Origin of the sequence: Blautia sp. TM10-2, from assembly GCF_003480845.1 — a bacterium.
Lineage (GTDB): Bacteria > Bacillota > Clostridia > Lachnospirales > Lachnospiraceae > Fusicatenibacter > Fusicatenibacter saccharivorans.
In genome coordinates this window covers 117056-141200 of record NZ_QUJZ01000014.1, presented here as the reverse complement: position 1 = coordinate 141200, position 24145 = coordinate 117056, and the positions used below count along the sequence as shown (strand labels likewise).

General features: G+C 48.4%; 23 protein-coding genes. 14 read left to right on the top strand and 9 right to left on the bottom strand.

Annotated features, from left to right (window positions below; genetic code table 11):
* Positions 1 to 69: 69 nt before the first annotated feature.
* Both DXD92_RS14860 and DXD92_RS14850 read right to left on the bottom strand, forming a co-directional pair.
* Positions 70 to 840 (bottom strand): ATP-binding protein, encoded by a 771-nt coding sequence (locus DXD92_RS14860; RefSeq protein ID WP_117762263.1) that lies wholly within the window; start codon positions 838 to 840, stop codon positions 70 to 72.
* A 737-nt stretch (positions 841 to 1577) separates the two neighbouring features.
* Positions 1578 to 2204 (bottom strand): DUF3786 domain-containing protein, encoded by a 627-nt coding sequence (locus DXD92_RS14850; RefSeq protein ID WP_055226247.1) that lies wholly within the window; start codon positions 2202 to 2204, stop codon positions 1578 to 1580.
* A 230-nt stretch (positions 2205 to 2434) separates the two neighbouring features.
* Here DXD92_RS14850 and DXD92_RS14845 point away from each other — a divergent pair, with 230 nt between their 5' ends.
* From DXD92_RS14845 to DXD92_RS14810, 7 genes are all read left to right on the top strand, one after another.
* On the top strand, positions 2435 to 2884 hold the full coding sequence (locus tag DXD92_RS14845; RefSeq protein ID WP_055221751.1) for an Rrf2 family transcriptional regulator: 450 nt from the start codon (positions 2435 to 2437) through the stop codon (positions 2882 to 2884).
* Positions 2885 to 3458: 574 nt separating this feature from the next.
* Positions 3459 to 4352 carry a DegV family protein gene (locus tag DXD92_RS14840; protein ID WP_118601663.1) on the top strand — a complete coding sequence of 298 codons (894 nt, stop codon included), beginning with the start codon at positions 3459 to 3461 and terminating at the stop codon, positions 4350 to 4352.
* 172 nt (positions 4353 to 4524) lie between these two features.
* Positions 4525 to 5076 (top strand): stage V sporulation T C-terminal domain-containing protein, encoded by a 552-nt coding sequence (locus DXD92_RS14835; protein ID WP_055221761.1) that lies wholly within the window; start codon positions 4525 to 4527, stop codon positions 5074 to 5076.
* 256 nt (positions 5077 to 5332) lie between these two features.
* On the top strand, positions 5333 to 6277 hold the full coding sequence (locus tag DXD92_RS14825; protein WP_022462693.1) for an ABC transporter permease: 945 nt from the start codon (positions 5333 to 5335) through the stop codon (positions 6275 to 6277).
* Between the two features lie 77 nt (positions 6278 to 6354).
* Positions 6355 to 7158, top strand: a complete 804-nt coding sequence (locus DXD92_RS14820) for an ABC transporter permease (protein ID WP_022462692.1) — start codon at positions 6355 to 6357, stop codon at positions 7156 to 7158.
* A gap of 1 nt (position 7159) precedes the next feature.
* Positions 7160 to 8038, top strand: coding sequence for an ATP-binding cassette domain-containing protein (locus tag DXD92_RS14815; RefSeq protein ID WP_118640887.1), 879 nt, complete (start codon positions 7160 to 7162; stop codon positions 8036 to 8038).
* A gap of 3 nt (positions 8039 to 8041) precedes the next feature.
* Positions 8042 to 8773, top strand: a complete 732-nt coding sequence (locus DXD92_RS14810; protein ID WP_117510043.1) for an ABC transporter ATP-binding protein — start codon at positions 8042 to 8044, stop codon at positions 8771 to 8773.
* Positions 8774 to 8775: 2 nt separating this feature from the next.
* Here DXD92_RS14810 and DXD92_RS14805 read toward each other — a convergent pair whose 3' ends face one another.
* Positions 8776 to 9759: a dipeptidase gene (locus DXD92_RS14805; RefSeq protein ID WP_118640885.1), complete on the bottom strand. Its 984-nt coding sequence runs from the start codon at positions 9757 to 9759 to the stop codon at positions 8776 to 8778.
* A 286-nt stretch (positions 9760 to 10045) separates the two neighbouring features.
* Here DXD92_RS14805 and DXD92_RS14800 point away from each other — a divergent pair, with 286 nt between their 5' ends.
* The 6 genes from DXD92_RS14800 to fucO all read left to right on the top strand — a co-directional run bounded on the left by DXD92_RS14800 (position 10046) and on the right by fucO (position 16101).
* Entirely contained in the window at positions 10046 to 11443 is a 1398-nt protein-coding gene (locus DXD92_RS14800; RefSeq protein ID WP_118640883.1) for an alanine/glycine:cation symporter family protein, read from the top strand.
* 168 nt (positions 11444 to 11611) lie between these two features.
* Positions 11612 to 12700, top strand: a complete 1089-nt coding sequence (locus tag DXD92_RS14795; protein ID WP_118640881.1) for a hypothetical protein — start codon at positions 11612 to 11614, stop codon at positions 12698 to 12700.
* A gap of 66 nt (positions 12701 to 12766) precedes the next feature.
* Entirely contained in the window at positions 12767 to 14011 is a 1245-nt protein-coding gene (gene codB / locus DXD92_RS14790; RefSeq protein ID WP_118640879.1) for a cytosine permease, read from the top strand.
* Positions 14012 to 14147: 136 nt separating this feature from the next.
* On the top strand, positions 14148 to 14729 hold the full coding sequence (locus DXD92_RS14785) for a TetR/AcrR family transcriptional regulator C-terminal domain-containing protein (protein ID WP_022462686.1): 582 nt from the start codon (positions 14148 to 14150) through the stop codon (positions 14727 to 14729).
* A gap of 5 nt (positions 14730 to 14734) precedes the next feature.
* Positions 14735 to 14842, top strand: a complete 108-nt coding sequence (locus DXD92_RS19730) for a DUF6783 domain-containing protein (RefSeq protein WP_368249169.1) — start codon at positions 14735 to 14737, stop codon at positions 14840 to 14842.
* Between the two features lie 110 nt (positions 14843 to 14952).
* Positions 14953 to 16101, top strand: coding sequence for a lactaldehyde reductase (gene fucO / locus DXD92_RS14780; protein ID WP_055226239.1), 1149 nt, complete (start codon positions 14953 to 14955; stop codon positions 16099 to 16101).
* 238 nt (positions 16102 to 16339) lie between these two features.
* On the opposite strand, the gene tig is transcribed toward fucO, so the two are convergent.
* Positions 16340 to 17575, bottom strand: coding sequence for a trigger factor (gene tig, locus DXD92_RS14775; RefSeq protein ID WP_158581793.1), 1236 nt, complete (start codon positions 17573 to 17575; stop codon positions 16340 to 16342).
* A gap of 243 nt (positions 17576 to 17818) precedes the next feature.
* On the opposite strand from tig, the gene DXD92_RS14770 reads away from it, so the two are divergent.
* A complete protein-coding gene (locus tag DXD92_RS14770) occupies positions 17819 to 18274 on the top strand; it encodes a hypothetical protein (RefSeq protein ID WP_055221777.1) in 456 nt (151 codons plus the stop codon).
* Positions 18275 to 18421: 147 nt separating this feature from the next.
* On the opposite strand, the gene DXD92_RS14765 is transcribed toward DXD92_RS14770, so the two are convergent.
* The 5 genes from DXD92_RS14765 to DXD92_RS14745 form a co-directional block, all read right to left on the bottom strand.
* Entirely contained in the window at positions 18422 to 18874 is a 453-nt protein-coding gene (locus DXD92_RS14765) for a DUF1934 domain-containing protein (RefSeq protein ID WP_022462143.1), read from the bottom strand.
* 39 nt (positions 18875 to 18913) lie between these two features.
* Entirely contained in the window at positions 18914 to 19738 is an 825-nt protein-coding gene (gene murI / locus DXD92_RS14760) for a glutamate racemase (protein WP_022462144.1), read from the bottom strand.
* A gap of 195 nt (positions 19739 to 19933) precedes the next feature.
* Entirely contained in the window at positions 19934 to 20680 is a 747-nt protein-coding gene (spoIIR, locus tag DXD92_RS14755; RefSeq protein ID WP_118640875.1) for a stage II sporulation protein R, read from the bottom strand.
* Between the two features lie 96 nt (positions 20681 to 20776).
* Complete coding sequence (locus DXD92_RS14750; RefSeq protein WP_118640873.1) at positions 20777 to 22513, bottom strand: GerAB/ArcD/ProY family transporter; 1737 nt, start codon at positions 22511 to 22513, stop codon at positions 20777 to 20779.
* Positions 22514 to 22516: 3 nt separating this feature from the next.
* On the bottom strand, positions 22517 to 24049 hold the full coding sequence (locus tag DXD92_RS14745; RefSeq protein WP_118640871.1) for a spore germination protein: 1533 nt from the start codon (positions 24047 to 24049) through the stop codon (positions 22517 to 22519).
* Positions 24050 to 24145 lie beyond the last annotated feature (96 nt).

The window sequence follows — 24145 nt, the reverse complement described above, 5'->3', positions numbered from 1 at the left end:
TGACTTTTTATTTGCAGGCTGAAGTAACGAGAATGCGACGCGCAGTTTTCAAACTTCCAATCCTCCAACTCACAATCCTAACTTCTTTACAATTTCTCCCAGTGCACTTCTTACAGGAGAATCTTTCGGAAGCCGTATGATCGGCTTTCCATCACAGTCATACTGATATACCTGGTCATCATGTGGTACAACGCCTAACAGTTCCAATCCCTGATTTCGGATTTCTTCCAGAGTTCCGGCATCCAGTTTTCCATCCGGAACACGATTCACGATTAATCCAGTTTTCTGTGGTTTAAAGTTTAATTCATTCATCAGCTTTGCAATACGTCCGGCTGCCTGAACACCTCTTCTGGAACAGTCACTCACAAGAATCGCAACTTCCATCATTGGCAGAATTCCTCTGCTGATGTGTTCCATACCCGCTTCGTTATCAACCACAATATATGGATAATGGCTTTGCAGTTTCTGAACCTGGGTCTGCACAAGGCCATTTACAAAACAATAGCAGCCCTGTCCCTGGGTTCGTCCCATTACCATCAAATCATAATCGTCTTCTTCTGCAATCGCATCAGAAAGACGCATTTCCAGATATGCCTGTTTTGTCATACCGGAGGGAATCTGATATCGTGGGTCTATGCCTGCCCGCTCAATTTCTTCTCTCAGCTCCCCAAGTGTGACCTCCGGCTCAACACCGAGCACTTCGTTCAAATTTGCATTTGCATCTGCATCCACCGCTAGGACCGGACGTTTTCCGCTTTCACATAAATACTGGATCAACAATCCACAAAGAGTTGTTTTTCCTACGCCGCCTTTTCCTGATACTGCAATTACATGTCCCATGTTTTTCCTCCTAAAATTCTGAACAATCTGTTGACTTTTTCTTTAAACCTCATTATAGTTGTTACTATATAAATTACAATAATCAATCTGTGAGATTTGTATGGTTACTCAACACATCAGAAAAATTGTTGAGAAATTATATGATACTAACTAATACAGGAGTATATAATGTCAGAAAAAACGAGAAAACAAGATCGCCGTACCCGCTATACCAGGCAAACCATAAAAGATACGTTCTTAGAGTTGTTAAATCAGAAAAGTTTTACGAAAATTACAGTTACAGAGATCTGCAAAAATGCTGAAATCAACCGTGGCACTTTTTATCTTCATTACTACGATATCCATGATGTATTATCAGATATTTTTAATGATATGACTCAGGATATGTTAACAACTGTAGATCATTTATTCTGTCTAAATCAAAAAAGCTGTTCCTATCCGTTCTGTCAGAAAATACAGATGGAATCACAATACAGGGCACTGTTTCTGGATGATGCAATTGCCCCTATTCTTCTGGAAAAAATAGCAGAAAATACAAAAGAAGGCTATGTGACCTGGCTTATGTCACACAGCCTCCTGACCTTTGAACAGGCAGAATCGGTTTTTTATTTTCAAATGAATGGCTGCCTTTCCATCAACAGACTGATGCTCCGCAATCACTGTAATGACTGGAAACAGATTCAGACAGTAATCGACAAATTTATCAAAGCCGGGTTGGAAAGTTTTCTGATTCATGATCAGAGAGAAGAAAAGGCTTCCGATAATTTTTGCAGCAAAATTTCTCCAACTGTTACCGCATCTTCTACACTCAGATAATGATCGGCATGATCCTGAAGAAATATTTTGCCAGATGCAGGAAATTCTTCATCTGCAAACCATATCTTTAAAGTTACCGGATATCTTGGCAGAACTGGAAAAACAGCACACAGATCCGCCTTTGTCTCTGTGAATTCTGCACCCAGGTTTTTACATGCTTTCTGAATTTTCTCAGGATCTTTATCCTGCAAAAGCTTTTCCAGTTTCTGCTCTGCAGTCCGGTCAAACTTGGTTCCCCGTATCAATCCATCTTTCAGGTTACCAAAAGTAATGAGCTTCTGTGAGCCTTCTGTGCCATCGGCCATATCCAGATAATGCAGCAATGTCAGATAATGCCATTCGTCCACGTTTGAGTTAATACGAAACTCAGGGAGTTGAATTTCAATTGTTTCATAAAAACTCAGTACTTCAAGCACATTCCGGCTGCTATGAAAAACAGCCCCGCTTTTTGCAGCAATCTCCTCTCCGGAACGATTTTGCAGCCGTTTTACTGCTGCCTGCAACATTTCCTGAAATGCACGATTTTCTGTTTGATTTTTGTATTCCATAAGTTCTCCTTTGTGAGCATTTATAGTATCTGTGTTGACTTTTCCTTTAATCTCCATTATAGTTGTAATTATATTATTTACAATCATCAAAGCATTAAAAAATGTACAGTTTATCAACACATTAAAAAGAACTGTTGAGAACTTAGGATGTTTTAAACAAACCAGAAATATTTTCATCCCAAAAACGTGAAAACAAGATCATTATATCATACTACAAGGAGTTTCTTATCATGAAATATTCAACGAAATTAAGTGATACTGTTCATGTGATGGTTCTGATTGCTATCAACCAGGAAAAATCCCTCTCCAGTGCCTCAATTGCAGAAAGTGTCCATACAAATCCCGGCTTTGTACGCCAGCTTATGTTAAAACTAAAAAAAGCTGAACTTATGACCAGTGTAGCCGGACATGCCCGTCCTTCTCTTTCAAAACCAGCCGATCAGATTACATTGCTGGATATTTATAAAGCAGTTGAAGGTGATAAACCATTGCTTCATTTAGATACTCATACCAATCCAGATTGTGGCGTTGGTATTAACATTCAGTTATCTTTGCAGGGATTTTATAATGAAATTCAAAAGGCTGCCGAAGAAAAAATGAATACGATTACTTTGCAGGATATCATAGATACCTACTATCAGCGGATATCTATAGAAAATAACTTACAGAATATTATTTAACAGGAGAACACTTTCATGTACCTTCAGCAAATACGAAATGCTACCAAAACACTGTGGGAGAAGTAGACTATGAGAAAACAATCTGGTCAAGTTCATAGCAGGGAATCTTCTGCAACTCTCCAACTGACAGTAAGTTTACTCTATCCTTAATTGCTTAAGCTGGTTGTATATGAATAAAGAATGATGTATAGTATTTGCAAGAGGCACCTTCTTTCGTAAATGTTGTAAATGTTTGTTTCGTCACTTTCATTATACAACATCAAGAATCAAGGTGTCTTTCTTTTATGCAAAATCACGAACTTGCTCATTTATAGATAAAACGATTTTATTTCAAAAGCGGTTTTTACTAAAAATACGTCTGCCGTTTTTGGTCATTATTACTATGCATTGATACCTGGTCAAATTTCTTCCGAAAACAGATGATTTCAGGAATCAACTTGTCGGCACACTCCTTTGTAGTATGTTGTCTATCTTCCATTGAAATCTCTCTTCTTTGGTGATACAATGTGCTACAATGCTTATCAAAAGTTACATCATTTTGGGGGACATTTACACTACAAAGGAGAATTTATGTATGTTTCAGGTTTTTGTTGATTCAGCAGCAAATCTGCCTGCTGTTACTGCGAAAAAATACGATATCCATGTCGTTTCTTTCGTCAATCTTGTGAATGGAAAAGAGCTGGTCTGCTTCGACCCGGATCTGTCACCGGAAGAGGAGCTTGCAAAAGGAAAAGAATATTACAATGCCATGCGCACCGGCTGTGAAATCAAGACCGGACTGATCAGCACCGCAAATTTTGCGGATGCGTTCCGCACCGCTCTTGAGGCAGATCAGGATGTCATCTATCTTTCCTTAAGCAAAAACATCAGCGGAACTTATAACTCCGCAAGACTTGCTGCCGAGGAGCTTCTTGAGGAATACGGCGGAAAACGTAAAATCCGCCTCGTCGATTCCCTGAATGCCTCTCTTGCACAGGGCATCCTCGCCATCTATGCCAGCGAAATGCGCGATCGGGGCATGAACGTAGACGAAGCGGCAGATCTTCTGGAAACCTACGTCGGCAAAATGAACGGTGTTTTCACCGTCGGCGATCTGAAATATCTTTCCCGTACCGGAAGAATCAAGGGAAGTGTCGCTGTGGTCGGAAATATGCTGAAAATCAAACCGATTCTGCGTGGAAGTGAAGATGGCTATATTGTTTCCTACAAGAATGTCCGCGGACGCAAAGCCGTTTTAAATGAACTGATCCGTCTTTTCTGTGAAACGATCGAAGAACCGGAAAAGCAGATCGTCGGAATCGCACATGCAGATGCCTATGAGGAATCTCTTTATATGATGGAAGAAATCCAGAAAAGAGTGAAGGTGCGTGAGTTTATCAATACTTCCTACGATTACTGCACCGGAAGCCACGTCGGACCGGATACGATCGCTTTGTTCTATCTCGGAAAAGACCGCAGTCTTCTGTAAAAGGAGCAACCAGACTAACCACTGCTGTTCCACTGTATTTTTTCCGAAATTGCTGCAAACAGCGGAAATACTGTTTCTTTTTTCCATGCATAATTCCACCTGTTTTTCCACATACTACCCATACAGCACAAATTATGGAAAGTACATTGCGGAAACAGGAGGAATTTTTCATATGAAAGCGACGGGAATTGTTCGAAGGATTGATGATCTGGGGCGTGTGGTAGTTCCCAAGGAAATCCGGCGCACGATGCGGATCCGGGAAGGACAGGCCATGGAAATTTATACCGGACGGGAGGGTGAGATTATCCTGAAGAAATACTCACCGATCGAAGAGCTGGCGGAATGCGCAGCAGGGTTTACAAAATCAATTTCAACGGTGACCGGATGTCTCGTCTGTGTTTCGGATCAGGAACAGATTGTGGCGGCAAACGGGCCGGAACAGAAAAATTATCTTGGCAAGTCCATCAGCAGCCGGCTGGAGGAGGCGATTCTGAACCGGAAAACAGTACTTGCGCGTCCCGGTGAAAAGGCTTATTTTTCAATTTTGGAAAACACAGACAATACTACTCCTCTGCCGGAGCTCATTTTTCCGATTCTCTCCTCCGGTGATGCCATCGGTTCGGTCATTCTCTGCGGCAAAGACAGGGAGTCCCTGCCGGGCGACACGGAAAAAAAGCTCCTCCAGGTAGCGGCAACGTATCTCGGACGGGAAATGGAAAACTAAACAGGGGATTTATCGAAGGCATTTATCAAAGGCTTTTTGCATCATCCACACCGGTTATGCAAGAGGCCTTTTCCTGTTATTCTGTAATTCGAGATATTCCAATTTTATCTTGCTATTTACACCTGCATTGTCTACAATAAAAATGACGTGCACGAAAACCTTCAGCCGATACGCCCGAAGCTTTTCTGTGCCTGCTTTTATAAGCCGGGAAAAATTCCCGGAGTATCCTACATTACACAAGGAGGAATTTCCATTCATGAAATACATTGCAAAGAAATTCGGCTCTCTCCTTCTTACGCTGCTTCTTGTATCCTTTTTATCGTTCTTTGCCTTTTCCGTCATACCCGGAGATGCGGCAAAATCGCAGCTTGGCACGGAGGCGACGCCGGAGCGGATTGAGGCTCTGCAAAAGGAAATGGGACTGGATCGGCCGGTTCTGGAACGGTATGCTTCGTGGGTAACCGGCTTTTTTCATGGAGATCTCGGCACCTCGTATTCGTACTCGATGCCGGTCGGAGAACTGATCCGCGATAAAGTTCCGATTACCATCGCTATCACCGTTATCGCATTCCTGATGATCCTTGTTGTCTCGATTCCCATCGGCATTTTCACAGCACAGCACGCCGGAGGCCATCTGGACCGGCTGATCATGACGATCAATCAGGTGATCATGTCTGTGCCGGGATTTTTCATCGGTATTCTGATCACGTATCTTTTCGGTCTGATTCTCAAATGGTTTCAGCCGGGCGCCTATGTGCCGATTTCTGAAAATTTTTCCGGTTTTATCGGTTATCTTGTTGCACCGTCTGCCGCCATTGCACTTCCGCGCTGTTCCATGGCTGTCAAAATGCTGCGCAGCTCTGTGCTCTCGCAGCTCGATGCCGACTATGTGCGCACCGCCTATTCCCGCGGAAACAGTACACGCCGTGTTATGTATCACCATGTGCTGAAAAACGCCCTGATTCCGGTACTGACCTTCTGGGGCATGACAATCGCAGATATTGTGGCAAACAGCATTATTCTGGAACAGGTTTTTTCGATTCCGGGCATGGGCAATCTTCTGATCACTTCGATCTCCAACCGCGATTACCCCGTGGTTCAGGGCATCCTTGTACTGATCGCCGCCCTCATTATTATCATCAATTTCGTGGTAGATCTGCTGTATGGCAGAATTGATCCGCGTATCCGCGTAAAAGACTGACGGGAGCTTTCGATCATCAGCTCCCGCGACCGAAAGGTCATGGGGAGCCGCCCACGACAAAGGAAAGGGTTTTCATTATGAAAAAGAAACGCAATCTCACGCTGATCATCGGAGCTGTTCTCACCGCTTTTATGCTTCTGTTTCTTCTGATCGGCTTTTTCTACACACCGTACGACCCGGATGCAATGAACGGCGCAGCCAAGTTTGCTGCTCCCTCTCTGTCGCACCCGTTCGGCTGCGATCACTTTGGACGCGATATTTTCAGCCGCGTCTTAAAAGGAACCGGTACAACCTTCTTCGTCGCTTTCGCTACTCTGCTGCTCGGCGGAACCATTGGCGTCCTCGTCGGTGCGTTCACCGGGTATTTTGGCGGATGGATTGACGAAATCCTGATGCGCATAAACGATGTCATTGTTTCCTTTCCGGGAATCCTGCTGGCGCTGGTATTTATCGCGCTGCTGGGTCCCGGCAAATACAACGTGATCCTTGCACTCGGTATCGTATTCATTCCGAGCTTTGCACGTATCACCAGAAGCGAATTTCTCGCACGCAAAGATATGGACTATGTCAAAAGTGCCCGTCTGATGGGTGTTTCCCATCTTCGGATCATATTTGTACATATCCTGCCAAATACGGTCCCGTCCCTTCTTTCGATGGCAGCAATCGGTTTCAACAACGCCGTTCTCTCCGAGGCCGGCATGAGCTTTCTCGGCATCGGTGTCCAGCCGCCCGATGCCTCGCTTGGACGGATGCTCTCAGAATCCCAGACGTATCTGATGACTGCTCCCTGGGGCTCTGTTTTCCCCGGTCTTGCCGTCATTTTACTGGCGCTTGGCGTATCGCTCCTCGGCGACGGATTACAGAAGAAAGGCGGTAACTGATATGGCACTTCTCGATGTACGTGACTTAAAAATTGCATTTTACGATACCACGCCACCGACCGAAGTGGTAAAAGGCATCTCCTTTTCCTTAGAAGAAGGTGAGACGCTTGGCATTGTCGGGGAATCCGGTTCCGGCAAAACCCAGACGGCGCTCTCCATTCTGCACCTTTTAAAGGAAAATTCTGCCGTATCCGGCGGAGAAATTCTCTACGAAGATTCTTCCGTTGCGCACGCTTCCAGCCAGGATCTGCAGCGCATCCGCGGAAAAGAAATCAGCATGATTTTTCAGGAACCGATGACCTCTTTAAATCCGGTTCTGACCATTGAAGAACAGATTGCAGAAGGACTGCTGATCCATGAGAGCTGCACACCGGCAGAACGTCATGAAAAGGTTCTTGCCATAATGCATGAGGTCGAGCTTCCCGACCCGGAAAAGCTTTGCAAAAAATACCCTCACCAGCTCTCCGGCGGTCAGCGCCAGAGGGTGATGATCGCTGCGGCACTCATTACAGAACCGAAGCTTCTGATTGCAGACGAGCCGACAACAGCTCTTGATGTGACGATTCAGTCGCAGATCTTAAAGCTGCTGAAAAAAATCAATGAACGCCATCACACGGCGATTCTTTTTATCTCACACGACCTCGGCGTCATCCGTTCGCTCTGTGACCGGGTCATCGTCATGAATCATGGGACGATTGTGGAATCCGGCAGTGTGGACGATGTCTTTTTCCACCCGAAGGAAGACTACACCCGCCGCCTGCTCGATGCAATTCCGAACCGACGAACATCGCTGCGAAAGCGAATCAAAATCGCTCCAACAGCTCAATGGCCGACAGGCTCTGACAAAAAAGCTGCTCCGCCGGCGGAAAAGGAGAAATAACCCATGGAAGAAATCAGTCCGAACAACATTCTGAAAGTCAGCCATATTTCTGCCTCCTATCAGGAGGGAAAGCAGAGAAAAACGGTGCTTCATGATATCTCTTTCGAGCTTCATGAAAATGAAATTCTCGGTCTCGTCGGAGAGAGCGGATGCGGAAAATCGACACTCTCCAAAGTGATCTTAGGATTTATCCGCCCAGATGAGGGCGAAATAATTTCGCAGGTCGACCATCCGCAGATGATTTTCCAGGATCCGTTTTCTTCCCTGAATCCTGCGAAGAAAATCTCCTGGATTTTAGAGGAGCCGCTTCGGATGCAGAAGGTTCCAAAAGAAGAACGAAAAAAACGGGTTCTTGCGATGGCCGAAAGAGTCGGCCTCTCCGCAGAGCACCTGAAACGCCGCCCGCATGAGCTCTCCGGCGGCCAGCGCCAGAGAGTCAGCATCGCGGCCGCACTGATCCAGGGCTCACGTCTGATCCTTGCCGACGAACCGGTTTCCGCTCTCGATGTGACGATTCAGAAGCAGATCATGGAGCTGATGGTTCAGCTTCAGGAGGAGCTTCAGCTCTCGATTCTCTTTATCTCGCATGACCTCAACGTGATCTATCAGATGTGCGACCGGGTTCTCGTGATGAAAGAAGGCCGGATTGTGGAGAACGCGGAGACGGAAGAACTGTTTGCGCATCCGCAGAATGATTATACAAAGGAGCTTCTGGCGGCATCACCAGAGCTGTAGTTTTATTTCCAGCATTCTCTAAACACCCGAAGTACATTCTTGGAAAAGACCTTCTCGATCTCTTCATCGGTGAAACCGTCGTGGCTCATCACATCTGCGAGATGCTGCATATGCGCGGTGTCCGGCACATCCGTTTCACCGCTGAAACCGTCAAAATCGGTTCCAAGGCCGATGATGTCGATGCCGCCGACGTTTCGCAGATATTTCATATGGCGTACCATATCCATCGTCGATGCCTTTTTCGCTGCCGGCTCCTCCTCGCGCAGAAACGACGGACAGAAATTGATACCAGTGACGCCGCCACGCTCTGCGAGCTGACGAATCATTTCATCCGAAAGGTTTCTCAGATGGAAGCACGCGCCGCGCGCATTGGAATGGGACGCAATGACCGGACCTCTCGTATGCGCAAAAACGTCGCGGATTCCGGCATCATTTAAGTGTGATAAATCGATCACTATGCCGAGCCGCTCCATCTCCTCGACAAAGGTAATACCGGTCGGCGTCAGCCCGTTTTCAAGATCCGGAAGATATGGCTTTCCCTCTTCCTGCGCCGGGTTTGGGAATCCGAGTTCATTCGGGAAGTTCCAGGTCAGTGTGGAAATCCGCACGCCGAGATCGTACATCGTATGCAGTTTTTCAATACTTCCCTCGTAAACACCACCCTCTTCGACGGTCATCACCGCGCCTATTTTTCCTTCCTTCTGTACCTGCATCAGATCCGCATACGTTTTGATCTGACAAATGCGGTCCGGATACCGTTCCACCTCTGATTTCCAGAGATCAGCCAGCTTTCTCACATGCTCAAACGGTGTTTCGTCTTTCAGTCCCTTCAGGAACGTAAACAGAGAAAAGCACTGGCAGAGGCTGCCGCCCTTTTCCAGCTTATCCAGATTGATCTGAAGATCCGCATCCGCAAGATGCTCCTGTTTTTCCTTCCACTGCAGCGCCGGGATGGTGTCGCAGTGCATATCAATTACCTGAAACATGGCAATAATCCTCTTTTCTGTTTTTTCTCTATTCTATCATATTTCGCTGCATTCCTTCACAAAAACTGGAAGAAAACGTAAAAAACCGCCTGGCTCATGGTAAACCCATAAGGCTAGAGAAAATATATCTTTCCGGAATCGCAAAAAATTTGGGGGTTCCGCGTTTTTTCTCGAAAAAAACTTGCAAATCTCGTCTGAGATGATATACTTTTTGCATTGTGTTACTTTATGAAAGCACTGATCTTCCAAAAAAGTGCTTCTGCTTATGAAAAAGAAAGAGGTATCTATGCTCCAACTGATTGAAACCATCAACAATGCCGTGAACAATTTTATCTGGGGTGTTCCGGCTATGATCTGCATTTTCGGTGTCGGCCTTTACCTGAGTCTGCGCACCCGTTTTCTCCAGATTCGAAAATTCCCGTATGCGATCCGCACAACGCTCGGAAGAATGTTCCGCAAACGAGATGCTTCCGATGGCGCAATTACACCGTTCCAGGCGGTCTGTACAGCACTTGCCGCCACGGTCGGTACCGGTAATATTGCCGGTGTCGCCGGCGCTATCGCTATCGGCGGACCCGGTGCCGTGTTCTGGATGTGGGTTTCCGCCCTGCTCGGCATGTGTACGAAATTTGCCGAGGTAACACTGGCTGTTTTCTATCACGAGAAAAACGCCAACGGAGAACTCGTCGGCGGACCGATGTATTACATCAAAAACGGTCTCAGCAAAAAATGGCATTTTCTGGCCTATCTTTTCGCTGCTTTCGGTGTACTGACTGTGTTCGGAACCGGAAATGCAACGCAGGTCAACACCATCACAACCGCAGTCAACTCCGCACTGATGAATTACCATGTGATCTCAAAGGACGCGATCCCGACCTCCAACCTGTTTCAGGGTATCATCATTGCGGCACTCGTAGCGCTGATCCTGCTCGGCGGTGTCAAACGGATCGCACAGGTAACAGAAAAGCTCGTTCCGTTTATGGCTCTGTTTTATATTGTCCTTGCCATCGGTGTAATTTTGCTGAACCTCAACCGGATTCCGTCTGTTTTCGTTTCGATCCTTGAGGGCGCCTTCCGTCCCTCCGCCGTTACAGGCGGTATCGTCGGAAGCATGCTTATGAGTGTAAAAAAAGGTGTGTCCCGCGGTATTTTCTCAAACGAGGCAGGTCTTGGTACCGGTTCGATCGCGCACGCCTGTGCCGACACAAAAAAGCCGGTCAAACAGGGTATGTTCGGTATCTTTGAGGTATTTACTGATACGATCGTGATTTGTACCTTAACTGCACTTGTTATTCTCTGCAGCGGTACTTCCATCACCTACGGACAGGCTGCCGGCGCAGAGCTGACCATCAGCGGTTTTACCCTTACATACGGAAACTGGGTTTCGCTGCTCACCGCGTTCGCGATGTGCTGCTTCGCCTTTTCCACAATTCTCGGATGGGGACTTTACGGTGCACGCTGCATCGAGTTTTTATTCTCCGAAAGAATCACAAAATATTTTATGGCCGCCTATGCGCTGGTTGCCATCCTTGGCGCCACCGCAAATCTTGGCCTGATGTGGAGCATTGCCGAGACCTTCAACGGCCTCATGGCAATCCCAAACCTGATTGCGCTCTTCCTGCTTTCGGGCAAGGTTGTGGAGCTTACAAAGGAATATTTTTCCGGAGAAGGCAAAACCCGGTAAAATTTTTTATCGCGGCGCATTCCCTTCTTCTGCAAGAAAATCATGTAAATTCGCCTTTTCCCTTGACAATCAGGTTGCTACACCTTACACTGTTAAAAGTTTATAGCAAACAGAATGAACTACCTATATGATGTTTACCAAAGAGGGAAAACCGGGAGGAACTTTTGAATGGAAAAATGGAATGAAGTAAAACTGGTGCCGGAGTTTTCGGAACAGGGCGTGGACTGCTACCGCCTCGCAGGCGGCGATTATGAAAACGAATACTATGTCGTTTCCGAAGCAGAGACAAGAAAACTTCTGAACACACCGGAGGTTGTCGGGTATGAGGTTTATCACTGCCTGATCCCGTCCACTTCACAGATGCTTTATTATTTTAAAGAGCAGGGAAAAGTAACCGCAGCCAACATCCTTTCCATCCTGCGCGGTGCTTTGAATTATCCGCTGGAGGAAAGCTGCTACCGCGAACACATTCGTGTACATGACATCAGCTTTCTGTCAAGTGAGCGTGTCTTTAAAGAGGAAGAAATCGCAGGACTGGAAATCAAGTACAGCAAGCTGACGATGGTTCCGGGAAGCACACTTCTGATCGGCGATATCATCGCAACGGGTGAGACGCTGATCCACTGCCTGCGCTACGTAACCGATTTCTATCGTGAGCATGGTGCTTCCCTTCGCAACATTATCATCTTTACGATCGGCGGCACAACCGGAATCAAGATTCTGGAACGTCTCACCAAAGAAATCCGTGAGTTCTGGCCGGAGTTTGAAGGCTTTATCACAGTATATTACGAAGGAATCTTCAGCACCTATCAGGACAGGGGCGTATCCGGAATCAATCTGCCGGATGTCGATTTCTACTGGAAAGACGGTATCATTGCACCGGAGTTCCGAAGAGAAACTCTTTCCATGCGTGATCCGCTGTTTGAAAAATGCATCATCTACGACGGCGGTGCAAGACGCTATGAAATCCATGAGCATGTCGAGGAGGTTCTCGACTTCTGGAATAAAATGTTGGAGAGGGCCGACCGGATCGACTTTACCAGACTGCTCGAGGAGAAGCTCGGCTGCCCGCTTGACGCATCCTACGAAGAGTGGATTCACATCAATCACTACGAAGAAATTGATGAACGCGTGGCCAAATGGCTGTACCGCCAGGAAAAAGGTTACATTGCAAGCCTTGGCGATGCTACCCTGAAAGAAATTGCGGCTGAACGAATCGAAGAATTTACCGCAGCACTTCGCAAATACATGCTGTAACAAAAAACCATTTCTTACGGTTCGCTGAATTTCGGCGAACCGTAATCACAGTTTTCAGGAGATATTATGGAAAAAGAAAAGAAAGTAAAAGATGTTGACTTCGCGGACAGCGCGGTTCCGTCTTCTGCCCGGAAAAATGTAGTAACCATGTTTATGATCATGCTTGGCTTCACCTTCTTCTCGGCAAGCATGTGGGTCGGCCAGCAGCTCGCTGACGGCCTCGATTTCTGGGGCTTTTTGGGATCACTGATCCTTGGTGGAATCATTCTTGGTATTTATACCGGTCTGCTCGGCTACGTCGGTGCAAAAACCGGTCTGTCACTTGATCTTTTGTCCCAGAGAGCCTTTGGCGAAAAAGGTTCCTATCTGCCGTCAGCCATGACCAGCTTTACGCAGATCGGATGGTTTGGTGTCGGTCTTGCCATGTTTGCAATTCCGGTTTCCAAGGAGCTGCTCGGCGGAAGCACTGCGGCACAGTGGGGACTTGTTATTCTTGCCGGCGTCTGCATGACCGCCTCTGCCTATTTTGGTATTGAATCTCTGACCATCGTCAGCTATATCGCTGTACCAAGTGTTGCCATTCTCGGAACGATCGCCATGGTCATGGCCGTAATGAGAGGCGACGGAACGATCATCGATCAGTTTGCCAAATCCAGCGGATCTCTGACTATCATCGGCGGTGCCGGTCTTGTCATCGGCTCCTTCGTTTCCGGCGGAACCGCAACCCCGAACTTCGCACGTTTTGCAAAGGACGGAAAAGCGGGTGCCATCACCACGGTTGTGGCCTTCTTCATCGGAAACTCCCTGATGTTCTTCTTCGGTGCCGTTTCCTCGATCTTTGTCGGCGGAAACGATATCTTCGAGGTTATGGTCCGCCTGAACCTGTTCTACCTGGCTGTTCTCGTTCTCGGTCTTAATATCTGGACTACAAACGACAACGCTCTGTATACCGCAGGTCTTGGTCTTGCCAACATCTTCCATCAGAGGAAAAAACCGATGGTTCTCCTTTCCGGTATCATCGGAACGGTTGCCTCCGTATGGCTGTACTACAACTTCTGCGGCTGGCTCAACATTCTGAATTGTACCCTGCCGCCGGTCGGCATGATTCTGGTGCTCGCCTACTTCATGAACAAAAAGGACTTTGAAACCGATCAGCCGAAGCTTAAAACCGTAGACTGGTTTGCGGTTGCCGGTGTCATTCTCGGTGCCATTGTTGCGAACCTCTTACACTGGGGCATCGCTTCCATCAACGGCATGGTTGTTGCCGCTGTATGCTACTGTGTCGGACAGGCCGTAAACAAAAGAAAATAGGCAAAATCGTCCTGAATATGTTCCTGTATCTTATCTCCGGAACATGTTCAGGGCTTTTTATTTTTTCGGATTCGCGTTATAATATATGCATAACTCTGCATAGTTACAATTTTCGAAGCGAAAGGAAACTACCCGGATGATCCATTCCACCGTATCTGCTCCCAAAGGAGAAAAAACAAAATACCGTCTTGCCGAATCCATGAAGGAGTGCATGAAAACAACACCCGTTGAAGAGATCACCGTGCGCCAGATCTGTGAAATCTGCGGTGTTACCCGCCAGACCTTCTACCGCAATTTTCTCGACAAATACGATCTGATCAACTGGTACTTTGATAAATTACTGACAAAATCCTTCGAACATATGGGGCGCGGAACGACTGTTTTTGACAGTCTGGAAAAGAAATTTACCTATATTCAGAAAGAAAAAGCTTTTTTCGCCGCGGCCTTCCGCTACGACAAACAGAATTCTCTGCGTGAGCACGATTTCGATCTGATTCTCGCGTTCTACGAAAATCTGATTCACGAAAAAAGCGGCAGTCCGGTTTCACCGGAAATGCATTTTCTTCTCGAAATGTACTGTCAGGGTTCCATCACCATGACCGTAAAATGGGTGCTTACCGGCATGGATCTGACACCTTCCGAGTTTGCAGCTCTTCTCGTCCGGGCAATGCCGGAAGACTTAAAAAAACTGTTCCGGAATCTGCAGCTGCTCTCTTAGAGCGCGTGTCAAAGTGGGGCTTGCAGATTGCGGAAATGGTTTTTCAGACACGCTCTGGTTATTTTTCACAAATTTTGTTCTGTTGTTTTTGTCACAATGGCGATTTTTTTTAAAGTGTTACACTTCGCTTCTTCTGTCACTTTCTTTTTCCCTTCCGGATTTGTTAATATAATAACAAGTTCAGTAAAACCATTCATTCATTTTAGAAGGGAGTTTTTCAATCATGGCAAATCGTATTAATTTAAATGCAACCTCTTATCACGGAGCAGGCGCTATTGCCGAGATCGCAAATGAAGCAAAGGCACACGGCTTCAAGAAAGCTTTCGTATGCTCTGACCCGGATCTGATTAAATTCAACGTTACTTCCAAAGTAACCGATATTCTGACCGCAAACGGACTCGACTATGAGCTTTACAGCGATATCAAGCCAAACCCGACCATCGAAAACGTAAAACACGGCGTAGAAGCTTTCAAGGCATCCGGCGCTGACTATCTGATCGCCATCGGCGGCGGCTCTTCTATGGATACCTCCAAAGCCATCGGTATCATCATCGCAAACCCGGAGTTTGAGGATGTCAGAAGCCTTGAGGGCACCGCACCGACCAAAAATCCGTGTGTACCGATCATCGCCGTTCCGACTACAGCCGGTACTGCTGCAGAGGTTACCATCAACTACGTTATCACCGACGTAGAGAGAAAACGTAAATTCGTATGCGTTGACCCACACGATATGCCGATCATCGCAGTTGTTGACCCGGATATGATGTCCTCCATGCCGAAAGGCCTGACCGCTTCCACCGGTATGGACGCTCTGACCCACGCAATCGAGGGTTACACCACAAAAGCTGCATGGGAAATGACCGATATGTTCCATCTGAAAGCCATCGAACTCATCTCCAAATCTCTGCGCGGTGCTGTCGCAAACACCAAAGAGGGACGCGAAGGAATGGCTCTTGGCCAGTACATCGCAGGTATGGGCTTCTCCAACGTAGGTCTTGGAATCGCTCACTCCATGGCACACACCCTTGGTGCTGTTTATGATACCCCACACGGTGTTGCATGTGCCATGATGCTTCCGATCGTTATGGAATACAACCAGGAGTGCACCGGTGAGAAATACCGCGAAATCGCACGTGCCATGGGCGTTACAGGTGTAGACGAAATGTCTCAGGAAGAGTATAGAAAAGCAGCGATTGATGCTGTTAAGAAGCTGTCCGCAGACGTTGGAATCCCATCTGTTCTCGAGGCAGTCAAAGAAGAAGATCTGCAGTTCCTTGCAGATTCCGCACACGCAGATGCCTGCGCACCGGGCAACCCGAAGGATGCAAGCGTAGAAGATCTAAAGGATCTGTTCCGCAAAATCATGGCGTAACGAACACAATTCGTTTCCCACATGCGAAGCGGATATTCGCAATCCGCTTCGCTACTTGCTCATAACTGAATAACTGCTCCGCAGTTTATCAGAAGGAGCTTGCACTCCTCCTGATACAAGCAAGTCCCCACCCACTGCTTATTGCTTTTCGCAATGGAAGCAGGGGACTTACTTGATTCGGTTAAATCACCCCGGAAAACAGAAATTTTTATCCTGTTTTCCGGGGTGATTTCTCTTTTTATTCTACTGTATTTCCGTCTGCATCCACAGTCACAGTATTGACCGTTGCATTATCGAGAACCATATTGATCATGCGCTCCATCATGATGTTGCGCACTACCGTATCTTCCCCGTAATAGTCATTGGCTGCCTTCAGGAAATCTTCCTGCGACATATTGGCATTGGCTGCCTCATCGTTTAAGATCTGCTGGTAATCCTGGTCATCTGTTGTCCAGCCTTCTGCCTCTTTTACGGCATCCAGAAGGAGGGCACTTTTTGCCATCGTTCCTGCATACGTTGCTTTCTCCTGATTGTAGGTCGCTCTGTCCGCATACTGCTCCAGATAGTCGTCCAGGGAAATGCCGTAATTCTGAAGATAAGAGGTATACCGTTTATCGTAATCTTCTTCGCCAAGGGTGATATAGGATTTCGGAATTTTGTGAAACGTACAGCCGTCTGCCACCTGCTGCATCGCGTCATTCTGCAGATTATTTTCCGCTGTCGTCTCATTTGCAGCCTCCAGCTCTGCGCGTTTTCCGGCACGGTATTCCTCCACAGTACTGTAATCTGTATTCTCTGCTACCCATGCATCGTCGAGTTCCCATCCGTCAATGTTTTCTGCCGGGCGGGTAAACGCATTTACCGTAACGGTAAACACAACATCTTTTCCTGCCAGATCGGTACTCTGATAGCTGTCAGGGAATTTCAGGTTCAGATCCTTTGTCTCCCCTGTTTTCATTCCAATGACACCATCCTCAAATCCATCGATGAAGGTACCGGATCCGATCACCAGATTGTAGGAATCGCTGCTTCCGCCGTCAAACTCCTTGCCATCAACTTTGCCAACATAGGCAATATCGGCGGTGTCGCCTTTTTGTACGGTGGCATCCGGATCGTCCATGGTGACAGCTGTCTCTGCCATAATGGCCGTCTGTACGTCATCATCCGTTACCTGCTCTACTTTCTTTTCCAGTGTGAGCTTTTTGTAATCTCCAAGCGTTACACACTCTGCAGGATCAACTTCCTCATCGACAACCGGAATCCCGTCTACATCACTCGGGGAAGCGTATTCCTCAGAAGCTGTGCTGTCGGACGATGTGCTGCCTGCGCTCGACGCATCGGATGCTGAGGAAGCGCTTGTGCTGCTTGCGCTTGATACGGAACTGCTGCTTGTTGTATTGTTTTTTCCACATCCGCTCACACTGGCTGCTCCCAGTGTCATGAGCAGAAGCATGACTGCTGCTTTTCTTTTCATTCTTGAATTTTCCTCCATACTACGCCGTTCCCGGCGCGTTGTAAATCTCATTTTACCATACTTGTCTGGTAAAAAAAAGGCTGGGGCTCCGATTTTAGAAATTCTTATGATTTTCGACCGTAAAATCGCCTGGATTGCGCTAAAATGTGTTTGCGTTTTGCCGAAATCAATGTTAGAATGTTCATAGACTGGCATTGTATGTTCCGATGCCCACATTATTTTTTGCAGAGGAGGAATAGAGGGATGAAACCCTGGATTATCGTATTAATCGTATTAGCTGTCATCGCTGTCATCCTTGGTCTGCTGTATTACTTCGGTAAAAAAGCACAGACAAAACAGGCCGCACAGCAGGAACAAATGGAGGCCATGAAACAGACTGTCTCCATGTTGATCATAGATAAGAAAAAGCTTCGCATGAAAGATTCCGGACTTCCACAGATGGTCATCGACCAGACACCGAAAATGATGCGTCGTGCAAAACTGCCGATCGTCAAAGCAAAAGTCGGTCCGAGAATCATGACCCTGATCTGCGACGCTGCTATCTTCGATCAGATCCCGGTGAAAAAAGAAGTCAAAGCTACCGTAAGCGGTATCTACATCACCGGCGTTCGCGGCATCCGCGGTTCTTTAGAGCAGCCGGAAAAGAAAAACGGCTTCTGGCAGAAAATGCTCCGCAAGGCACGCGGCGAGGAGAAATAAAATTTCATCTGAAACAAAAAGAAACACGCTTTGCGTGTTTCTTTTTGCTTTCGCGGCAGTCGCCAAGGTCTCGTGCAAGCCCGGACTTTGGCTCGTTGCTCGCGAAAATACCCGAGTTGAATGATTTTCATTCTTCCCGGGTATTTTTTATAAATTCAGTTTTCCGCCTTCCCGCGGTCTTACCTCGATATCGATTACGCAGTCCCCCACGTAGCTGTCGTTGATGTCGAGCGCGTATTCTGCCTTCAGTAAAATCTGATCCGGCGTCTCTTTCATTCTGACCTTCGTCGCCGCAACTCCCATGTTGATCATGCCATATGGCGTGTGATAAAACGAAATGTTCTTTTTATCCTCCTCAAAAATCATATGGACATCAATGAGGCCGCGCTTGCGCACCTCGAGGGCGTTTTCCGTAAATTTGATCATGTTGTGCGTCATCATGTCAAAGCCTTCGGTTGCCTCGTCGTAGATCAGAAAGTGATGGCCGTTTTTCTTGTAGTACGAACCCGTCGTCATAACCTCCACCGGTTCTTGTTCGCCGGATTCCTCATCCATCAGATACTGCAGTCCGCGGATGCTGATGAGTACGTCTTTTTCCATCCTTTTCTGATGTTCCTCTCTCTTTTCTGTATGTCGTTTTTAATAGTTTTCAATCTGTACCTGTTTCGTATCGCTGATCTGCTCCGGCAGAACGGAATGTGCGAAGGCATTGAACCGCTCCACGCCGTCGCTTGCGAAGAACTGGTATTTCTGACGGCCCAGCTCATCGTTTCCAGGATTCTCCAGATCCAGCTCCCGCAGCAGTCTGCACAGTGCCTGTGAGGTTTCGTATGCCGGGTTGACGAGTGTTACTTTTTCTCCGACTACTTTCCGCAGCAGAGAACGCAGCAGCGGATAGTGGGTGCATCCCATAATCAGCGTGTCGATGTCTTTATCCAGAATCTCTGCCAGATAGCGGCGCGCCACTTCCTCGGTGATCGGATCTTTTGTCCAGCCCTCTTCCACGAGCGGCACGAACAGCGGACACGGTTTTCCGTAAACGGTGATCGCCGGATCTGCCTCGGTAATGAGCTGCTGGTAGAGGCCGCTCTGAATAGTGCTCTCGGTTGCGATGACGCCGACGCGCTTGTTCTGCGTCGTCTCGACGGCCATCTGTGCACCCGGTTTTACCACGCCGATGATCGGGAGATCAATCTCTTTTTCGATCGTATCGAGTGCCAGCGCACTTGCGGTGTTGCAGGCGATGACGATTGCCTTGACCTGCTGGGTTTCCAGAAAGTGTACGATCTGGCGGGAATAACGGATGACGGTGTTCTTCGATTTGGAACCGTACGGCACACGCGCGGTATCTCCAAAATATACGATTCGTTCGTCGGGCAGGTTTCGCATAATCTCACGCACTACGGTCAGTCCGCCGACACCGGAATCAAAGACGCCGATCGGCGCCTGTCTGTCTGCTTTCATACTTTCCTCCATTTTTCATCCGGCATTACTTTTTTGTCATGCCGAATGGGGTTCATTTCTATATTATATATCTGAATTTTTACATTTCTTTTTTCATTTCACGACCCTGATTAAAATAGGTCGCTGATACATTATTTTAACCCGAATGGAGGAATATTGCAATCATTTCTCTTGAAAGTCTTTCGAAAAATCCGCCTAACGCCAGAAAAACCGGAACGAAATCCAGTCACTTTTCAGGATTTCGCGGTAGGCGGCGTCACTCAACAGATTCTGCAGCGGAATCCGGCTTTTTTCGACTTTTTCTGCACTTTCGCCGTCCTCGTTTACGGGGCGCAGGGCATCCGAAAAGCAGATGGACGGGTACAGCATGCACCACCAGTTGTGCCCTTTGGCTCTGCCGATGTTGATCTGAAGAGCGTCGTACGTTCCGGCGGGGAGAATATAATTGCCCGTTTCTTTTTCCTCAAAACTGGCTTTTCCGTACGTTACGGTGATATCGTCAGTACTGCCTCCTGCGCGCAGCGTCTGAAGGGCGGCGGCACGGATGGAGGGCTCGTTTTCACGCAGGATTTCTTCGGTTTCTGCTTTTGTTTCGGCTCCGTGCAGGATCGTCTGCAGTTCTTCGGCAACGGCATCGCGTACCTGAAGCTTGATCTGCTGGTCGGAGGCGCAGTCGCTGTTGGCTCTTACGTGAAAGCGCACGATCTTTGCAGCGACTTCCTGCTGCAGACGGGACTCGCGGAGAAGATTGGCGGTTCCGGAAAGGATCAGCGCCGCAATGCAGACGGGGAGCCAGCGGCGGCAGAAAATTTGAAATGCCGCCTGGAATTGACTTCTATACTGGTTCCCAAATGTATTTCGGGGCTGCGCCTGCCTGTCCCTGGATTTCTTCTGTGTCTGATTTTGATTCCGTTTCCGGCTCTGTGCTTTTTTCTCATTCATATGCTGCCTCCTGTTTTTTCCAGTTTTGCCGGATTTCAAAACTTTTATACACAGACACTCACTGCCCGCTCCGATATTCCATACACTTTAAACCTTTTACGGCGCTTTCGGAATCCACAGAATGCTCCTTTCGTTTTCCCACGCATAGCACAAGTCCGCCAGTGTCACCGCCTCTTTTCTTTTCACCCGGTTGTCATAAATTCCGCACAGGTACTCACCGACAGACTCCACCTGTTTTCCGTTCTGCTCCATGATATCTTCTGGTTTTTCTGCGTGAAACAGATAGGCACTGTGCCCAAGCGCACGGTCCTGTTCCAGGTACTTCAACAGTTCTTCCATCCGTCCCCGGTCACTGAGCAGTGCATCGGAAAATACAATCGCCTGGACGTGTCCGGTGTCGAGATCATATTCCTCTGTGCTGTCATATTGCTGCGCAATCTCCTCAAACGTCTCCGCTTCAAAGAACAGCGATGCAGGGTCCTCGTCGGTTCCCTCCTCCTGCTCATCCTTTCCCTGGCCGGTCACCACCGCAAGATTCGCAGGCGCATACCAGACGCGCCATTTACCGCCAGCCGTCTCCTTTTCTCCGCCGCTCTCACTGACCGCCGTCCCGGTTTCTTCCCCAGTTTCACTGTTTTCCGGCGCAGTCGCCTCTTCCGACACATAATCAAAGGCAACCGCCAGTGGATACAGCCGCTTTTCCGGCTCTACTGCCCCGCAGGATGACAGGAAAATCATACTGCCCAGCGCCAGACACACAAGCCGCAGTTTTTTCATATGCTTCTGGCAGAAGCCGAGCAGCACCGTGATGGCAAGGAAAAACGGAAAGTAACCGTATCGGACCGACCAGCCGCTTTCCGCGCATGACAGCAGCCATATAAAAAGCACTGTACCGATCCGTACATAGAGATTCTGCGGTTTCCACAGTCCCGTCTTCTCTCCGATCAGCGATACGTAAAACAGCAGACTTCCCAGTGTGAACAGCAGTCCCATCAAAAGAAATGCCATCCACAGAATATCAAACCGCTCCAGAAATCCACCCGGCAGGCTCGTTCCTGCCATTAACAGTAAGAGCGGGTCCTGCGCCGCAGCCGTGCCGCGCCGGCCGAAAACGCCGAGCAGCGCCATGCTTCCTGCAATTACAAGAAGCCCCGTTTTCCAGATACTCTGCGTCACCGGAAGAATGACACTCCTGTGCTCTTTCTGCACATGCCCCAGTAAAAACGGCAGCAGCGCAATCGGTGTTCCATTTTCCAGTGTTCTCCACACATTCCACCCAAAAAGTATTCCGTTATCCACAATTTCAACAGACTTTGCTGTCTCCCAGGCATCCTCAAACGAGGAAAAATGCATCTGCGGAACCGTCAGCAGAAGCAGAATCAAAATCCCGCCCACAATCCACGGATAGAGTGCTTCCGCCAGCCGTCCTCTTTTCTGTACTTCACTGCCGACACCAAACCCGGCCGCCGCGAGCAGAAACAGTCCGCAGAGCTCCTGCGGTACACCCGCTGTCAGATACGCGGCGGCAAGCTCCGCCATTCTGCGAAGCAGTGTTCCGCCGAGGAAAAGCAGATAACACAGATACATCACTGCCAGAAGGAGTTTCCCAGCCTTTCCCATCACGCTTTCCAGGCGGCAGTAAAGCCCGCCAAGGCGCACGAGATAAATGCACCACACCGCCAGCAGCCCATATCCAACGAAAATCCCTGCCATACCGGGCAGGCCGTCCGATGCGCCGTACGCCGCGAGCTGCCAGAACGCCGGGCAGAGCAGAACGAGCACGATCTGGCGTTCCATCTGGCGCTGTGAAATTCTGTCATTTTCCGAAAACATGCGTCACTCTCCCCTTTCCTGTTTTTCTTCCGGCTCCGCAGCTTTTCTGTTTTTCCGCAGCCGCACTCTCTGATCGCGCTTTGTAAAGACCGGCCGCTCCCGCATCTGATGCAGCGGGGGCCGCCATACGGAATCCTTCGGCGCATGGTAGCCCGCAAGTCCTTTCCCGACAAACGGCATCAGATAGGGAATACCAAAACTCATAAGCCCGGCGAGATGACCTGCGAGAAGAAACGTGCCGAGCGCCATGCCGAAAATGCCGAGCCATCCGCCGAGCAAAATGAAGCCGAATTTCAGCAGCCGGAACGGCGCACCGAACTCTTCGTTCGGAATCGCCAGCGAACAGAGCGCCGAAACCGCAACCACAACGACGGTCATCGGGCTTACCAGATTGGCGGAAACCGCTGCATCTCCGATGATCAGCCCGCCCACAATTCCGATCGTCCCGCCAAGCGGCCCCGGCATGCGCACACCGGCCTCGCGGATCAGTTCAAAAGCAAATTCCATCAGAAGAATTTCCAGAATGCCGGGGAACGGAACGCCTTTCCGCGCTTCGGCGAACGCCAGCAGGAGTTTGGTCGGAAGCACCTGTGTGTGAAAGCCCGTGACAGCCAGGTATCCGCCCGAAATCCACAGGGTGAGAAAGACCGCCGCATACCGCAGCAGCCGCTCAAATGAGACGATCAGAAAATGATGATACCGGTCCTCACTGACCTTTAAAAAGCTGTCAAATGATGCCGGGAAGAGAATCCCGACCGGGGAATTATCACATAAAAGCAGGATTCTTCCGTCCAGAATCTCCATCGCCGCGCGGTCCGGCCGTTCGGTCGTCTCGAATCGCGGGAACGGCGATTTCCACTGCGGTTCGCAGAGCTGCTCGACCATGCCGCTGTCAAAAACGCCGTCCACCTCCCAGCCGGCAATCTGCTGTTTTACCTCTTCCAGAAATTTCGGATAAATCAACTCTTTCTCATACACCAGAGCCAGAACCGTATCAGAACGCGCACCAAAATGTATCTCCTCCACTTTCAGATCGGTGGTCCGCAGACGCTTGCGGACGAGTGCCGTGTTGGTTTTGACGGAATCGGAAAAGCCCTCGTTTGAGCCGCGCAGCACTTTTTCGGACTCCGCTTTTTGCACTCCTAAATTGGGATAACCCTTCGATCCGATCTTGACTGCACGGTCATAATGATCCACAAAAAGAATTGCATTTCCCGCAAGCATGGAAGCGAACGCAGCTTCCATGGTATCAAATTCCACTGCGTCCGAAATTCCGAGCTGATTTTCCGAGAAAACCCCCGGGATATCTGCCTCGGGAACCTCCATCAGACGGTTCAACAGCTTCCCGATCACGGAATCCTTCAACATAACGCAGCTCACCGCCACTTCTACGTAGATCAGCAGCGCACCGGTTCCGCCCGTTTTGCCGAGTTTCATCGGGCGGATCTGAATATCATCGCAATTTTCACACCATGTACGGATCACGCTTTCATTTTCCGCCAGTGTGAGTGAAATCTGCGTCTTCTTTTTTTCCATGCCTGCGTCCCTCCTTCTCCTCCTTTTGAAAGCTTCCGAAAAACCATCTGGAGAAATATACTCTGCAAAATTCCATAAAAAAACATTCTGTCACGA

What these genes read in the sequence shown, in the direction of transcription:
- DXD92_RS14850 (WP_055226247.1), bottom strand. Translation starts at nt 2,204, where the DNA reads ATGGAATACAAAAATCAAACAGAAAATCGTGCATTTCAGGAAATGTTG.
- DXD92_RS14795 (WP_118640881.1), top strand. Translation starts at nt 11,612, where the DNA reads ATGGAAAAATGGAATGAAGTAAAACTGGTGCCGGAGTTTTCGGAACAG.
- DXD92_RS14770 (WP_055221777.1), top strand. Translation starts at nt 17,819, where the DNA reads ATGAAACCCTGGATTATCGTATTAATCGTATTAGCTGTCATCGCTGTC.
- murI (WP_022462144.1), bottom strand. Translation starts at nt 19,738, where the DNA reads ATGAAAGCAGACAGACAGGCGCCGATCGGCGTCTTTGATTCCGGTGTC.
- DXD92_RS14785 (WP_022462686.1), top strand. Translation starts at nt 14,148, where the DNA reads ATGATCCATTCCACCGTATCTGCTCCCAAAGGAGAAAAAACAAAATAC.
- DXD92_RS14820 (WP_022462692.1), top strand. Translation starts at nt 6,355, where the DNA reads ATGAAAAAGAAACGCAATCTCACGCTGATCATCGGAGCTGTTCTCACC.
- codB (WP_118640879.1), top strand. Translation starts at nt 12,767, where the DNA reads ATGGAAAAAGAAAAGAAAGTAAAAGATGTTGACTTCGCGGACAGCGCG.
- DXD92_RS14765 (WP_022462143.1), bottom strand. Translation starts at nt 18,874, where the DNA reads ATGGAAAAAGACGTACTCATCAGCATCCGCGGACTGCAGTATCTGATG.
- DXD92_RS14840 (WP_118601663.1), top strand. Translation starts at nt 3,459, where the DNA reads ATGTTTCAGGTTTTTGTTGATTCAGCAGCAAATCTGCCTGCTGTTACT.
- DXD92_RS14800 (WP_118640883.1), top strand. Translation starts at nt 10,046, where the DNA reads ATGCTCCAACTGATTGAAACCATCAACAATGCCGTGAACAATTTTATC.
- DXD92_RS14810 (WP_117510043.1), top strand. Translation starts at nt 8,042, where the DNA reads ATGGAAGAAATCAGTCCGAACAACATTCTGAAAGTCAGCCATATTTCT.
- DXD92_RS14745 (WP_118640871.1), bottom strand. Translation starts at nt 24,049, where the DNA reads ATGGAAAAAAAGAAGACGCAGATTTCACTCACACTGGCGGAAAATGAA.
- tig (WP_158581793.1), bottom strand. Translation starts at nt 17,575, where the DNA reads ATGAAAAGAAAAGCAGCAGTCATGCTTCTGCTCATGACACTGGGAGCA.
- DXD92_RS14805 (WP_118640885.1), bottom strand. Translation starts at nt 9,759, where the DNA reads ATGTTTCAGGTAATTGATATGCACTGCGACACCATCCCGGCGCTGCAG.
- DXD92_RS14835 (WP_055221761.1), top strand. Translation starts at nt 4,525, where the DNA reads ATGAAAGCGACGGGAATTGTTCGAAGGATTGATGATCTGGGGCGTGTG.
- DXD92_RS14860 (WP_117762263.1), bottom strand. Translation starts at nt 840, where the DNA reads ATGGGACATGTAATTGCAGTATCAGGAAAAGGCGGCGTAGGAAAAACA.
- DXD92_RS14815 (WP_118640887.1), top strand. Translation starts at nt 7,160, where the DNA reads ATGGCACTTCTCGATGTACGTGACTTAAAAATTGCATTTTACGATACC.
- DXD92_RS14750 (WP_118640873.1), bottom strand. Translation starts at nt 22,513, where the DNA reads ATGTTTTCGGAAAATGACAGAATTTCACAGCGCCAGATGGAACGCCAG.
- DXD92_RS14825 (WP_022462693.1), top strand. Translation starts at nt 5,333, where the DNA reads ATGAAATACATTGCAAAGAAATTCGGCTCTCTCCTTCTTACGCTGCTT.
- fucO (WP_055226239.1), top strand. Translation starts at nt 14,953, where the DNA reads ATGGCAAATCGTATTAATTTAAATGCAACCTCTTATCACGGAGCAGGC.
- spoIIR (WP_118640875.1), bottom strand. Translation starts at nt 20,680, where the DNA reads ATGAATGAGAAAAAAGCACAGAGCCGGAAACGGAATCAAAATCAGACA.
- DXD92_RS14845 (WP_055221751.1), top strand. Translation starts at nt 2,435, where the DNA reads ATGAAATATTCAACGAAATTAAGTGATACTGTTCATGTGATGGTTCTG.